The organism is Paraburkholderia flava, assembly GCF_004359985.1.
GTDB lineage: Bacteria > Pseudomonadota > Gammaproteobacteria > Burkholderiales > Burkholderiaceae > Paraburkholderia > Paraburkholderia flava.
The window spans coordinates 173,532-188,288 of record NZ_SMRO01000001.1 but is presented as its reverse complement, the minus strand read 5'-3'; the positions used below and the strand labels follow the sequence as shown (position 1 = coordinate 188,288).

At 62.5% G+C, this 14,757-nt stretch carries 12 protein-coding genes; all 12 read right to left on the bottom strand.

Annotation, left to right across the window (positions count from 1 at the left end; genetic code table 11):
- Positions 1-53: 53 nt before the first annotated feature.
- Positions 54-1,196 (bottom strand): hypothetical protein, encoded by a 1,143-nt coding sequence (locus E1748_RS00845; protein ID WP_133645266.1) that lies wholly within the window; start codon positions 1,194-1,196, stop codon positions 54-56.
- Positions 1,197-1,218: 22 nt separating this feature from the next.
- Complete coding sequence (locus E1748_RS00840) at positions 1,219-2,997, bottom strand: carbamoyltransferase family protein (RefSeq protein ID WP_133645265.1); 1,779 nt, start codon at positions 2,995-2,997, stop codon at positions 1,219-1,221.
- A gap of 113 nt (positions 2,998-3,110) precedes the next feature.
- Positions 3,111-4,517: a pyridoxal phosphate-dependent decarboxylase family protein gene (locus E1748_RS00835; RefSeq protein WP_133645264.1), complete on the bottom strand. Its 1,407-nt coding sequence runs from the start codon at positions 4,515-4,517 to the stop codon at positions 3,111-3,113.
- 101 nt (positions 4,518-4,618) lie between these two features.
- Positions 4,619-5,518, bottom strand: coding sequence for an iron-containing redox enzyme family protein (locus tag E1748_RS00830; protein WP_133645263.1), 900 nt, complete (start codon positions 5,516-5,518; stop codon positions 4,619-4,621).
- Positions 5,519-5,577: 59 nt separating this feature from the next.
- Positions 5,578-6,861 (bottom strand): ATP-grasp domain-containing protein, encoded by a 1,284-nt coding sequence (locus E1748_RS00825; protein WP_133645262.1) that lies wholly within the window; start codon positions 6,859-6,861, stop codon positions 5,578-5,580.
- 13 nt (positions 6,862-6,874) lie between these two features.
- Positions 6,875-8,230 carry an ATP-grasp domain-containing protein gene (locus E1748_RS00820; protein ID WP_133645261.1) on the bottom strand — a complete coding sequence of 452 codons (1,356 nt, stop codon included), beginning with the start codon at positions 8,228-8,230 and terminating at the stop codon, positions 6,875-6,877.
- Positions 8,227-9,576: an ATP-grasp domain-containing protein gene (locus E1748_RS00815; RefSeq protein ID WP_133645260.1), complete on the bottom strand. Its 1,350-nt coding sequence runs from the start codon at positions 9,574-9,576 to the stop codon at positions 8,227-8,229. The genes E1748_RS00820 and E1748_RS00815 overlap by 4 nt, the downstream gene beginning before the upstream one ends.
- A 23-nt stretch (positions 9,577-9,599) precedes the next feature.
- Complete coding sequence (locus E1748_RS00810; protein ID WP_133645259.1) at positions 9,600-10,352, bottom strand: hypothetical protein; 753 nt, start codon at positions 10,350-10,352, stop codon at positions 9,600-9,602.
- A gap of 56 nt (positions 10,353-10,408) precedes the next feature.
- The gene (locus tag E1748_RS00805; RefSeq protein ID WP_133645258.1) at positions 10,409-10,708 is read right to left on the bottom strand and encodes a 2Fe-2S iron-sulfur cluster-binding protein; all 300 of its coding nucleotides are present in this window, start codon (positions 10,706-10,708) and stop codon (positions 10,409-10,411) included.
- 622 nt (positions 10,709-11,330) lie between these two features.
- Entirely contained in the window at positions 11,331-11,834 is a 504-nt protein-coding gene (locus tag E1748_RS00800; RefSeq protein ID WP_133645257.1) for a winged helix-turn-helix transcriptional regulator, read from the bottom strand.
- 251 nt (positions 11,835-12,085) lie between these two features.
- Complete coding sequence (locus E1748_RS00795) at positions 12,086-12,805, bottom strand: hypothetical protein (protein WP_133645256.1); 720 nt, start codon at positions 12,803-12,805, stop codon at positions 12,086-12,088.
- Positions 12,806-12,911: 106 nt separating this feature from the next.
- Positions 12,912-14,450, bottom strand: a complete 1,539-nt coding sequence (locus tag E1748_RS00790) for an MFS transporter (RefSeq protein WP_133645255.1) — start codon at positions 14,448-14,450, stop codon at positions 12,912-12,914.
- Positions 14,451-14,757: the final 307 nt, after the last annotated feature.

Genomic DNA, 14,757 nt, shown 5'->3' with positions numbered 1-14,757 from the left:
GCAACAGCCGGCGAAATCCAGCGACACATGAAACAGCACGGCGAACAGGTACCTCACGCCCAGCCCGACGCCAGCAACGGACGATCGACCGGGTCCGCCTGTTCATCGAACGGCATGCGTCGACCTTCGACCAGCGTCGCCGCCGGACGACGCGACGCGAGCAGCGACAGAAACGCGGCGCTTCCTGTGCTGTAGTCGTCGGTGTCGCGGCGCTCGAACATGCACAGATCGGCTTTCATGCCCGGCGCCAATGCACCGACGTCGGCAAGTCCCAGCGCGCCCGCTGCGGACCGGGTCAACGCGTCCGCATAGCAGTCGAGCTGCGCGGCCGGCGCATGCGCGACGACACGCGCGAGCAACAACCGCACCGCTTCGCGCGGCACGTGCAACGCGGCGCGGCGTTGCGTGAAGAGCGGCGCATGCGCACGCCAGCGGCTCGCAAAACTGCCGACACCCGGCTCGCCGAACGACACGGTGCACTGCGCGCGTGCCAGCACCGACGCTTCCCGTCGATCGATGCGCGTCGCGTCGAACACCGTCACGTCCTGCTCCTGCGGCAGCAGGTACGCGATCAGCGCGCTTTCCGAGCAATAGAAACGGCTGCGGAATTCGAGCGCTTCGTCGGCGTTCGTCGACAGCCGGATGCCGATGCGCGTACCCAGCATCTTCGCGAAGCGCGCGACCTCGACAATCTCGGTCGCCGACATCAGACGGCCGCTCGCGAGCACGGGCAACACCTTGATCGGACCGGCGGGATTCACCGCAGCGACTGCACGCCCGGCCCGTCCGCGCGACGCGGTCAGCGACCAGTCGAGCAACCCGTTCACCTGCTCCAGGTTGCTGCCGTCGAACTTCAGCAGCGCGACCGTGCGTGCCGACGTCGCGGGCCAGCGGCGCGTATCGCGTGTGCTTGCGCAATACACGCCGACGGTCGTCATGCACGACGGCAGCGAATCGATCGCGGCGGGCGCGGAGCGATCACGCAGCGCCTCGATCCCGACGATGCCCGGCGTGCAGACGAACGCTTCCCCATCCAGCCCGTCGTCAAGTGTCGACGTGCCGGCGGGCAGCACCGCGCGAATCCGCGAGCCCGCGATCTCGACGTCGCGACGCCGGAACGTATGCGTCGCGCTGTCGAAGCTCAGGGTTCGCCGGATGACCCAGGACCGGTCGCCTGATGGAATCTGGATGGACATGGTGGCCGCCCGATGCGCCGGATTACAGGAACGTGTAGACGTTGACCGATTCCGGCGCGACGCGCTTCTTCGCCGAACGCGCGCTGAAGATCTCCTTCAGCTTGCCCCACGTCTCGAGCTTGAAGCCGCGATCGACGATGTAGTCGCCGATCACGAGCGCATCGATGTCGGACACGACGAAGCACCAGATTGCATCGACCGGATCGAGCACGATCGCGTCGCCGCGCATGTTGAACGACGTGTTCAGCAGGATCGGGCAATCGGTCAGTCGGTCGAATTCCTCGAGCAGCGCGTGAAAGCGCGGATTGCTGTTCTCGTTGACCGTCTGCACGCGCGCGGACCCGTCGACGTGCGTGATCGCGGGCAGCGTCAGCTTCGAGATCACCTGGCAGGTTTCGAGCATGAACGGCGACGCGTGGTCGAGTTCGAAATGCTCGGCCGCTTTCGATTCAAGCACGGCGGGCGCAAACGGCCGGAACGCTTCGCGCATCTTGACGAGCGCGTTGATCCGGTCGCGCATCTCCGGACGTCGCGGGTCCGCGATGATCGAACGCGAACCGAGCGCACGCGGACCGAACTCCATGCGCCCCTGGAACCAGCCGATCACCTTGCCGTCGGCGAGACGCTTCGCGGTTTCGGCAATCAACGCATCGGGTTGCTCGGTGCAATCGACGATCGACGCCTCCGGAAAAATCGCGCGTACCGTCTGGCTGATTTCGTGATTCGAGTAAGCCGGTCCGAGATAAACGTGCGGCAGCGTCTTCAGCTCGGGACGCTGCCCCGTGAGCCGCGTATGTGCGACGGCGGCCGCGCCGAGCGAGCCGCCCGCGTCGCTCGCAGCCGGCTGCACGAACAGTTTCTTGAATGGGCCTTCGCGCAACACGCGGCCGTTCGCGACGCAATTGAGCGCGACGCCGCCGGCCATGCAGAGATTGTCGACCGGATGCGTGTCGTGCAGATAGCGCGCCTTCGCGAGCAGGATGTCTTCGAGCGTGCGCTGCAGGCTCGCGGCCACGTCCTTATGGAATGCTTCGAGATCCGATTCCGCTTCGCGCGGCGGTTCGCCGAACAGCTCGGGCAGAAGATCCGAATACATCCGCTCGCCGTTGAGAAAATCGAAGTACTCCATGTTCAGCCGGTACTGTCCGCGATCGCTCATGTCGAACAGACGGCGCATCTGCTCGACGTACTTCGGGTCTCCATACGGCGCGAGCCCCATCACCTTGTACTCGGCGTCGTTCACGTCGAAGCCGAGATACGCGGTGATCGTGCTGTAGAGCAGACCGAGCGAGTTCGGAAATGCCACCTCTTCGAACAGTTCGATCGACGCATCCTTGCCGTGACCGTAGGTGGTCGTCGCCCATTCGCCGACGCCGTCGACGGTCAGCAACGCCGCTTCGGGAAAACCGGAGAAGAAGAACGAGCTGGCCGCATGCGACAGATGGTGATCCACGTATTCGATCGGACCGTCGAAACCGAGGCTCTGGCGAATGTCGCGCTCGGGGCGCGCCGGGTCGATCTTGAAGCGACGCTTCGGATTGCGCAGCAGGTCCATCACGTTCGTCGCGATCTGCCGGGACGCCTTCTTGTACGGGTCCTCGTAGTACGCGATGCAGTCGATGTCCTTGATGGTCACCTTCGCTTCGCGCAGGCAATAGCGGAATGCGCCGGTCGGAATGCTGCTGTCGTGCTTCACCTTGGAGAAACGCTCCTCTTCGGCGGCGGCGATCAGCCGGCCATCCTTGATGATGCAGCACGAAGCGTCATGGTAGTGCGCGGACACGCCAACGATTATGCTCATGAAGTCACCAGTCTCGTGTTTTGAAAAGATAAAGGAACCGCGACGTGCGCCCGGCTAGCGGCCGGTGAAACTGTCGGCGCGTGCGCCGCGGCGTGATCGCCTCGCGGCGAAACTCAGGACCCGAGCTTGTCGAGTGCCTTCTGCAACGACCCGAAAATGCGCGGCACGTCGGCCTCTGACGTGCGCCAGTTCGTGAAAGCGACCCGCAGCCCCCACGTTCCGCCATACACCGTGCTCGTGATGAACACGTCGCCGAGATCGCGCACCGCACGCACGTATGCGTTGATGCGCGCCTCGTCGGGCCGCTCGGCCAGCGTGAAGCAGACGACGTTGAGCCGCGTCGGCGCGAGCAGACGGAAACCCGCCTGCCCTTCGACGCCTTCGATACGTCTGCCGAGCGCCTGCGCGAGTTCGATGTTGCGGGTCACGATTTCCGCGTGTCCGGCACGGCCGTATGCGGCGAGCGAGAACCACGTCGCGAGTGCGCGCAGACGGCGCGAGTTCTCCGGCGTCAGATGCACGAAGTCCGGGTTCTCCGCCGGCACGCCGAGGTACGCGGCGCTGTTCTGGAACACGCGCACCTGCAGATCGCGGCGTCGCGTGAATTGCACGGCAGCGTCGTACGGCACGTTCAGCCACTTGTGCAGATCGACGCAGATCGAATCGGCTGCATCGAGCCCGGCGACGAGCGATGCGTACTTCGGCGCCAGCGCAGCGAATGCCCCGAACGCGGCATCGACGTGCAGCCAGAACGGATAGCGTGCCTTCAGCGCGTGGATCGCGACGAGGTCGTCGAAATCGACGGTGTTGACGGTGCCCGCGCTCGCGACGACGATCGCTGGTGCGCCGTTCAATGCGGCGAGCGCGCTTTCCAGCGCCGCTATGTCGATCGCTTCGCGCTCCGGCAGCGTCGCGACTTTCTGCACCGCATTGCGCCCGATGCCGAGTACCGACAGCGACTTATAGATGCTCGAATGCGCGGTCGCCGACAGCACCTTCACGTCGCCGAGCGCAGCGACACCCTGCTCCGCTACGCGCACGTTCTTCTGTTCGCCGAGCCATTCGCGGCCGATCGCCAGCCCGACGAGATTCGACATCGTCGCGCCGGTGACGAACACGCCCTGCTGCGCGTCGCTCAGGCCGAACAGGTCACGCAACCGCGCGATCGTTTCGCGCTCCAGGTCCGGCGCCGAACTGTCGATGCCCGCCGTCGGATTCTGGTCGTAGATGCTGGTGAGCCAGTCGCCTGCGAGCGACGCCGGTGTCGCGCCGCCGGTGACGAAGCCGAGATAGCGCGGCCCCGCGCTGCCGGAAAAACCCGCGGCCCAGCGGGTCGCGAATTCTTCCAGTGCGCCTTCGAGCCCCGCGCCCTCCTGCGGCAGCCCGCGCACCGTGGCGGGCGGCGGAGCGAGCGCGGCGGGACGGTCGTCGAGCGTGGCGAGCGCCGCGACAGCATGGCGTCGCGTGCGTTCGAGAAGCGAATCGATGTTGGCAAGATCGGAAGCGAGTGTCGGATGCATGGTGTGTTCGAACCTCATTGGCGTGGGTGAATTCGTGGTCCAGCGATCCAGCTTATCTGCGTATGGAAACAAACGCACCGGACCACGAGACACGGCGCGCGTCAGTGGAGCCGTCGGTCCATCACGTCGCGTGCGCCCGCGTAGTATTCCTTCTCGATCTGGTAGCGGATCAGACAGCCTTCGCACAGATCGCGGATGATCTGCGGATGACGGCGCGCAAGCGGCATCAGCACACGCGCGACCAGTTGCTTGCCGTGATTCGCATCGACCGGAACGTGCAGCTCGTGGTAATAGCGGAATTCCTTCGGCACGTCGTGGCGCTGCATGCCCTTCAGCATCCGCGTAAAGCGATACGGCACGGTCTGTTCGAGCAGCGTCAGCGCGCCGAGCAGGCGCCCTACGTGCTGACGGCGCAGCGCGTACATCAGCAGCAGATTGCCGTTTTTCAGCGCGGCGATCGGCATTTCCGCTTCGAGATCGAGATCGCCGAGCTGCGCGCGGAAGAACGGCGACGCCCGCATGAACGTGCGCGTATGCATCTCGTCGAGTTCGCCAAGGCCCATCTCGTCCCAGTAGTTTTCGGCGAGCGCGAGCTTCATGTCGCCGTCCATGCCGAGCTGCGACAGCGCGATGATGTCGTCGAAGCGACCATCCACCTGTGCTTCCAGACTGACGAACAGCGACAGCTGCGGCAACGATGCTTCTTCGGCAAGGAAATCGAAGAACGGCGAGACTTCCTTGCGATGCACGTTGCGCAGCGCGACATACCACTCTTCGAACTGCTCGGCATCGGCCGGCACGTCGCCGAGGTCGATGCGCGACGCCTCGTAGTTGCTCCACTCGCTTTCGAGCGTCTGGATCCGGATGTAGTCCGCGAGCAGCGGCACCGTCTCCGGCGCGCTCGGCGGCGCGAGTTCGCGCAGATAGAACGAGTTGAGCGCCATCTGGCCGGCGAGCGTGTTGCTGTCGAGGGTCTCGGACCGTTGCTGTTCAGTAGTCACGGGTTGCTCCTGTGTATCAATCGGTTGACGAACGCGCGTACCGGCATGCGCGACGGGTTTTACTGACACGCGGTGCGCGCCGCATGCGGCCACGCGCAAAATCGTTTGACGCCGCTGTCGCGCAGCGTCGTGCTGACATCGAACAGCGAGGTGATCCAGTCGCGCGTACCCTGCCAGCGGTCGTGCGCGACGATGCCCGCGAGCGGCGTTTCGTGAGCGGAGTACGTGATGCGTCGCGCGATCGGCGCACCGACCGGCAGCTCGACCCAGCGCACGAGCGACGGATCGCCACGGAATGCATCGATACCGGCGATGCCGTCGTAGGTTTCGTCTTCGAGCGTGTGACCCGGAAAGACGAACCAGCCGTACCATTGCGCCTGCGTCTGAGTAGACGGCAATGCACGCGACGGTTTGCCGTCGAGCAGGATGCGCAGTTCCTCGGACGGCATGTGCACGCCGGTCGCACATTCGAACGTCGCAACGACGTCCGCGCCGCCGACGCGATTGCCGACTTCGAGAAACACCAGTTCGTCGCCGCTCTCGATCGCCTCGAGATGGAAACTGCCCTGCCGGATGCCGACCGCCTTCAATGCAGCCTCGACCCACGCGCGCGCCGATGCCGACACAGGAAAGTGATACGACCCGAGCGGCTGGCCCTTCGCATACGCAAGACAGGTGCCGATATAACGGCTCGCGGTGACCGTCAGCACGTCACCCTGCGCGACGAGACCGTCGAAATGCAGGATCTCGCCGCTGACGAATTCCTCGACCTCGTACGCGTCGGTCAGCTGGATTTCGGCATCCAGACGCGCGACGCCCGAGCGGTGTCCACGGATCGCGGCGGCGGTTTCCTCGAGCGTGTCGAAGATCACGACGTCCTCGCTCGATGCGCCGCTCAACGGCTTCAACACCGTGCGACCGCGCCATGCCGGCGTCGACGGCGACGCGATAAATTCGGGCAAGCCGACGAAGCGCGGCACGCGCAAACCCGCTTCATGCACAGCCGCTTTCATCGCGACCTTGTCGCGCACCAGACGCACTTCGTCGGGCATGGCACCCGGCACGTCGAGCCATGCGCGCAGACGTGCAGCGTCGATCAGATCGTATTCGGACAGCGCGATCACGCGATCGAAGCGACGCGGCGTCTGTGTGAGCCACGCCTGCGCTTCGTCGAATACGCCCAGCTTGCCGGGCCGCTCGACCTGCTCGCAGCGCAAACCAGCGGGCAGCGTGGCGAGCAGACCGGCGACGCCGAAATAGGTCACCTCGTGGAGATCGTGATCGATGCCGCGCGCGTATTCGATCCGCGGATAAGGCACGCGATGCAGGATGAGCAGTTTCATGTTCGTGCTCCGGTCAGGCGGCAGCGGCCAACGGTGTCGCGGCCGGGACGATTGCGTTGGTCGGCGTGAAAATGTCGCGCGCCTCGGCGAGTACCGACAGCCACGTGGCACGCACTGTGGTCACGACGGTGCGCATGTCGGCCGCATCGCTGTCGACTGCGAAGCACGCCTGCGCCGCGAAGTCCGCGTTATCGCGCGGCAACGCCGGAATGAAGCGCTCGGTTTCGCCGAGCCAGCCGAACTCGAGACGGCGCATCGCGTCGAGACCGAGCAGCGCAGCGGCCCGCGCCAGCGTGCGGTCGAACAGCTGTGCGCCTTCGTCGAGCGTCGCCGGCAGACACGTGCCGTCCGACGGCACGCCGAGCATCACGGTCGCGGCCTGCTTGCCGACCGGCGCGAGACGCGGCTCGCGCACGACACCGAACGCCGCATCGACCCACAGCGCGTAGAAGTCGATGCCGTACACCTCTTCCGCGATCGTCCAGATCTTCATGCCGGCGGGCCGCCGGTTGGGTTCGACGATCGCCGCTTCACGGCCTGCGTCGTCGAGCTTGATCTCGTTGTGGAACGGTCCGCGCAACTGGCCCACCAGCACGTTCGCGAGCCGGCCGCTGCGGGTCAGCGTCGCGCGCTCGGCCCCGCTGATCTGCGCCGGCAGGATCTGCGCAACTTCGACCGGATAGCGGCCATGCGCGCTCACTTTCTCGGTCACGAATTCGGTCGCACCAACGCCGTCGAACGAGAATTCACGCGAGAACGGAATGAAGGTTTCGCAGATCGCACCGCGCGACAGATACGGCTCGACCGCCGCGAACGCCGCTTCGAGGCTGTCGCCCCGTTTGACGACCACGACGCCGCGGTTATTGCCCTCGCACGAAGGCTTGACGACGAAGCCGTCCGGATGCCGCCCGGCGAATTCGCGCAGATCCTCGACGCAGTCCACCTCGACGCAGTCCGGCACCATCACGCCCTGCGATTCGAACAGATCGCGAACCCGCGCTTCGCTCACGCGGTAATCGCGCTTGCTGTACGCATTCGCCGCGAGCACAGCCGAATCGACCGGCAACGCGAGACGTTCGAGCAATGCGGCGCCGCTTTGCACCGCGTTGTCGGAGAACACCATGCCGGCGCGCAACTGCTCGCGCCACGGCTTCAGATAGCGCAGTGCCTGCTCGACGAAATCGTCGGCGAGCGGATCGAGATCGATCAGATACTCGCAGAGTTGCGCGTCGCGCTCGCTCGGGTTCGCGCGGACCAGGACGATCTTCGCGCCGTAGCGGGCCCGCGCATACGCCGCGATATGTGCGACGTCGGACACCCTGCTGAGGTTGTAATCGATGATCAGTAGTAACGGTGGATTTGCATTCACGATCGAGTCTCCAGTGCAAGCGACAGGTTCTGGTAGCGCACGTCAATGGCGGTCGCCGATTCCTCCAGCAGGCTGGCGAGCACGACGTCGCGCTCTTCCTGCGTCATGCTCCACAGCAGCTGGCCGAGGAAGGTTTCGCGCGGCGTATCGGGCACCACGTCGCCCGGTTTCAGCAGGATCTGCTCGATCAGCGGCCGACGTCCGCCCTGACGAAGCTCGATGTGTTCGACGCGGCCGGCCTCGGCAAAATAGACGCGGAAAAACGTCGCGAGTGCGGTGGGCGGTGTGCCGTCGAACGCATACGACAGACGCTGCAGCCGGCTCATCAGCGCGCGATACTCGCCGCCGCCGGGTTGTTCCAGCAGCGTGTCGAGCCACAGCTCGAGCATGCTGGCTTCGCCGTTCAACGCCTTGACGCTGTGCGAAATGAAACTGCCGCCCACTCGCGGGTTGACCTCGATCAGATCCCAGCGCGCGCCGTCAAAACGCGTCTCGATGTGAAAGCAGCCCCAGTCGAGCCGCAACTGAAAACACACCGCGCGCAGCCAGTCCAGACCCGCCGCGAGATCGCCGCCCGACAGGGAAGCCGGCGGGCTCGTGCACGCGTCTTCGAGCACCGTGCCGTTCGCTTCGGTCAGCTCGCACTTCTCGTGCACCGCCATCACGAACGGATGCCCTTGCGACATCAGCACCTCGAAGCTAAATTCGGTGCCGGCGAGATAGCCCTCGGCAATGAATTCCACGCGCTTGCCCAGTGCCGATGCGTAGACCGTGTCTTCGCGCGCGCTTGCCGCGATCGCCTCGAGCGTGGCCCACGTCGTGTCGGAGCGCAGACGGAACGCACCATAAGAAGCGATGCCGCGCGCCGGCTTGATGAACCACGGCGCCGGGTCGCGCTTCAATGCATTCAGTACGTCCGGCGTGACGAGGCACGCCGAGACGCGGGACAACCCTTCGCGGTGCAGCTCGTTACGCACGGCCAGCTTGTTGCGCAGGAAATCGACCCGTTGTGCGGGTAGATCCCTGACGCCGAGCAGACTGTTGGCTTTCGCCATCAGCGCCCGATAGCCTTCCCATACGCTGATGCATGCGCGAACGGTATGACCCGCAGCCTCAAGCGACGCGATGGCGTCCTCGACGTCCGTGATCTCCAGCACATGCGAATCGCTCGACAGGACCACCGCTGCAATATTGCGCAGCGCTTGCAACCTTTTCTCGCCGTGTTCCTGCAGGGGCTGCGAACTCAGCACGAAAGGCTGAAGACCGCGCGCCCTGATCGCCGCGATCAGATCTTCCGCGAACGAAAAGCCGCAATGACTAAGAATGAGAACGCCGTTGGACGACATCGCTTTGTCTCCTCTCACAAGGTTCAGGCCGCGGCCTTCAGGCTCGACCCGATCTTGTCTTCGTAGAGTTCCTTGAAGTACAGCGCCAGCACGGTCTGATGCTCATGCAGGTAGTGCTTGAGCGCTTCGACTTCGTCTTCGCTGCGCAGCAGATGACGGATCGCGGCCCAGACTTCACCGGGGTGATCGTCGTTAATGTCCGTGTGCGAATGCGCGATCTGGCCGGTGATGTTGGTCTCGCCCACCGAGTCCTTCAGCGCCTTCAGCTTGCGCGGCTCGAGCTTCACGTTCACGTACTCGACGAGGTACGAATAGGCGATCACGCCGAGCGGACCTTCGTGGTCGAGCAGGTACGAGAAGTAGCCGGTCAGCAGCTTGGTCGACAGATACGGTTCGGTCGCGAGAAACTGTTCGCGCGTCACGCCGGCACGTTCGAGGTCCTGTATGAACAGCTCGTCGTGCAGCATCTCTTCGCGCTCGTAGTTCGCCCAGATCTGTGCGGCTTCAGGGCTCTGCTTCGCGACCTCGGCCAGCGTCTTCGATTCCGACACGCGCAGCATGCGGATGCGCCACGCGGTTTCGATCAGATGACGCTGGTAGTAGTCGGAATTGATGTCCTTGCCTTCGAGGTGCGCCGCATACGGCACGGTCTCGTACCAGTTCTCGATCTGCACATCGATAATCGAATCGATTTCCTGCCGCAATTCGACCGATCTCTTTGCGTTGATAAAAGGCGTACGATTACCCAGACCGACGTTTTTAACCCGGTTCTTCATAACAAACTCCTTAAGTTAGCCATGATTTACTACGCGAGGACCTGCGCAGCGACTACCTAATTAACAGGCGTCGCTGTTTTAATGGTTACTGCGCCGTTGACACTGCATTGACATGCGAGTCTGAATGCATCCCCTGCATATCCGAGCGTTTCGAGAAAATCTTTTTCGTCGCTTCCTTTACTGCCGAGGTGATTAATACCATCGAGCACCTGAATAACACAGGCGCCACAGGCTCCCACCTTGCAGCCAAATGGAATCGACTCCTGGTCATATAATTCGAATTCAAGTTCGACCAGAGAGCTTCCGGCAGACAATAATACCTCTACACCCTGAGGCATAAGCGTCACGGTATGCATGGACTACTCCAAACCAGTTAGCGTTACTTGCTGGGACGCACTCGTTTACGCGCGCAGGACAAAACGCGGCAGGTGCTTTAAATCGTTTAGATTCACTATATAACGTACAGTTGCAATTTGCAACTTCACCACGGAATATTTTTTGTGTCGCCCAGAAGATATTGATCTTCGTTTGATACTTTCGTCATACGAATGCAGTGGTTTTAATTACTTACCGTAACTTTCTGTTTAAATAACGAGATTTACCCAATAAGCATTTTCCAGTATTCGATCGACATAATTCGACTCTGACAGAAAGACGTTAGCGCAATCTGCGCTTTTCAACATATTCGCGTTTCGTAGAAATGATGGATATGCAAAATGAGTTATATGTAAATCGCGGATGCAAATACGCCGTATATCGTGCTGCATTGGACGGCCGATGCCGGCCGGTCACGGATGCGGAACTGAAATGGAACCGGGTGGAGCGGGAATATGGAGTAGCGGATGCTGCCGGCGCGACGCGTTGCAGCTGCGCGAGCCAGCCGACCGTGTGCGATTGCCGGGCCGATGCCCCGACCCTCACTGCTATTTCAGCGCGCCGTCCGGAAGGAGCGAACGAATCGAACCGCGCACTCTCTGGTTATTTGCCCTGCACGTGTTCGCACGTATCGTGTTCGTCGTGCCCGTCGTTATCGTCATACTCGATCTGCTTGAGGACCGTATCGGCAGGACCGAGCAGACGTCCGTCCTGCGAACGAAGTTCGAGTCGCTTGACGGGCAGACCCTGCTCGCGATCGACCAGACAGACCTGCAGTTCGCGCGGCTCGAAGAAATACTCTTCGCCCCATTGCCGCAGCGCGACCAGAAGCGGGAAGAGTCCCTGCCCCTTCTCGGTCAATACATACTTTTGATAGGCGCTGCCGTCGGACGCCGGCGCGGTGGTCATGATGCCGTGCTCGACCAGATTGCGAAGGCGCGTAGTGAGGATGTTCTTCGCGAGACCGAGATTCTTCTGGAATTCACCGAAACGCTCGAGGCCGTCGAAAGCGTCGCGAACGATCAGCAGAGACCACCAGTCGCCGATCGCATCGAGAGGCCGCGCTATCGGACAGGGCATCCCTTTGTGGCTTGTTCGCTTCACCATGGCGGCTCTCCAGTTTTCGCACAACACACTGGCCCAGCCATCTTCGACCGAATACATCGCACCGACATATCCGTCGAACACCAATACTCGATCTTCATCAAGGCATCGGGCCACGAATGCACCGCAACCTCTAGCGATTCGGAATCACACAAACTGCGGAGCAAGTAGTTCTATTATAAAACTTCTTGCGATCCAGGACAAAACCCCTGTTATCTGCGTGCACAAGGGCCTCGCCATATACGGCACGCCGCTCAGTTGAGCTTGAAATCGGTGAACCGGATCCACACGAGCAGCTGGTTGCGATCGGGCTGCCCATCGACGCCGCGGTGATACGCACGCCGCCGCGTCGGAAAACGCAGCCCCTGCACGTCGACGAAGTCCGACACATAGTGCGCGACGCGCGCGCCGCCGGACAATTCCAGGTGGTAGTCCTGACGACGCAGCAGATAGTCGGGACCGAAATAGAACTGCTGTTCCGCGCTATGACTCGCGATACCCGTAGGCAGCACCACGTTCAGCACGCGCCACACTTCGCCGTCTTCGTACCACGGCGCGATTTCCTTGACCTCGACGCCGTCGCGCGCGAGCAGAAACGGAGTCGCGAGGTACGTCCACAACGCGTAGCCGTTGAAATACGCCTGATGCAGCACGTCCCAGTACGCGTACAGTCCGTAGCCCGCGAATGCGGCGCGCGGATCGACGAGTTCGCCGACGATCTGCCGGTCGGTGTTCTCGATCACCACGCGCTCGGGGACAAACGTCATCTTGTGATTCGGCGCATCGTACGGCGCGATGCTCGTGCGTTCCTGCGCCGTGTCGATCGTGACGTTGCCCCATCCGTGATTTTCCGGAATGCCTTTCGACGTCCAGAAGCGGCCACCGGTCGCGCTCTTCACCGCCAGTGTCGAAAACGAATTCCAGCGGTCGAGGCCGCCGTATGCATCCAGAACTTTCTGCAGAAGATCGTCCATCAGACGCTCCATCAGATCGAGGTTTGAATGTCGCGTCGGCATGACCGGGCCCGCAGGGTCCGCAGTCATGCCGATCGCAGAAATCGCAGAAACGTGCCGGCTGCAATTACGCGAACTGCGCCGCCTTCTGCCGACCGAAAATCACGAGGCTGATCGCACCCAGCACCCACACACCGAGCCCGCCGTACAGCATCACCCAGCCGAACCCATGCACCAGCGCGGACTGCACCGTCGCATCGAGCGCGTCGACATGCAGCAGTGCCGGGAAACGTTCGGCGAGCGAATCGATGCTGCCCGACGCGATGTGTTCGGCGACCGCGAGACGTTGTGCATCGTCGAACGTTTGCGGCAGCGCGTTCTTCAGGTACGCGGCAATCCCGGCCACGAGCACGGAGCCCATCACGGCGATGTTGATCGCGAGGCTGATCAACCGTGCGCTGATGTCCATCCCCGATGCCATACCCGCACGATTCGGCGGGACCGAGCCTGTCGTCGTGTTGGTGGTCGGCGTGTTCGTCAGACCCAGACCGATACCGGCAATCAGCGAACCCGGCAGCATCGTGAAGCCGCTTGCGTGTTCGGCGCTCGCACCGAAACGCATCAGGATGAAACCCAGACCAATCGTGAACATGCCCAGCGGAATCACGACACCCGGCTGATACCGATGCGACAGACGTTCGGCAAGCGGCGGCATCACCAGCGTCGGCAGCGTGTAGGCGAGCAGCGAAAGACCGGCTGACAGGATGTCGTAGTGCAGTGCACTCTGGTAGTAGATCGGCAGAAAGATGATGAACGGCCAGAAGCTGAAGTTCATCCCGATCGAGCCCATGATCGCGCCGGAAAACTTCCGGATGCCGAACACCGAGAAGTCGAACATCGGATGCGAGTTAAGCCGCTCGACCACGATGAACACGATGAACACGACGATCGTCGCGGCAATGATCAGGAGCCCGGTGGGACTTCCGAAGCCAATCGCCGAACCCTGCGTGATGTAGTACGACAGGCCGAACACCGCAAGCGACAGCGTGATCATGCCGAGGAAGTCGAGCTTCTTCGCGTCGGGGTCGTTCGATTCTTCGACACTGTTGATTGCGAGGAAGAACGTGACCAGCGCGAGCGGCACGTGGACGAGGAACACCCACTGCCAGCCGGCCAGTTTCGCGATCACACCGCCGATGATCGGCCCGAAGCCGAGACCGAAGCCGAGGAAGATCCCCCAGATGCCGAACGCTTTCACGCGTTCCGGGCCTTCCTTGAACTGCGTCGACAGCACCGCGATCAGGCAGATGAACATCGCGCCGCCGCCCATCCCCTGCACGAAGCGCGCAGCGATCAACAGCGGTGCGCTTTCAGTGAGCCCGCAGATCAGCGATGCAATCCCGAACACCACCAGCGCACCGATAAAAAGACGCTTTCTGCCATACCGGTCCGCCAGCGTGCCGGCGGCCATCAACACCGTGGTACACGCGATGGTGTACGCGTTCATGATCCATTGAACGTCGCGGAAGTCCGCGTGCAGCAGTTTTTCGAGCGTGGGCAAGATCACGGGGACGCTCGAAATTTCCAGCGCGAACATCAGCTGGGCAAGGCAGATCGCAGTCAGCGCGATCGTATTTCGACCAGAGCGGGCATAGGAGATATCCATTATTCACTCTTCAAAGTTCATGTTTAACGAACCGGGATAGCCATCGATCAGGACTGCGCGATGGCCCCCGCCGCCGAGGCAACTAGTTTCAAAAAACAACTGATCGGATGGTAGTTGATGAAGTATCAACTTGCAACCAGATTTTGCGGGGAGCGGCGGCGGCCGAAAAAGCCGGCACAAGATTGCCTGGGCAGGGGTTTCAGGGAAATCGACGGTGCGCTACGCGGCGCGTTCTCAGGCTTTGGGAATTCCGGCGCTGGGCAGGCCGCCGACGTTTTCACATGGCGAAATGTTGGCGGTCTTTTTT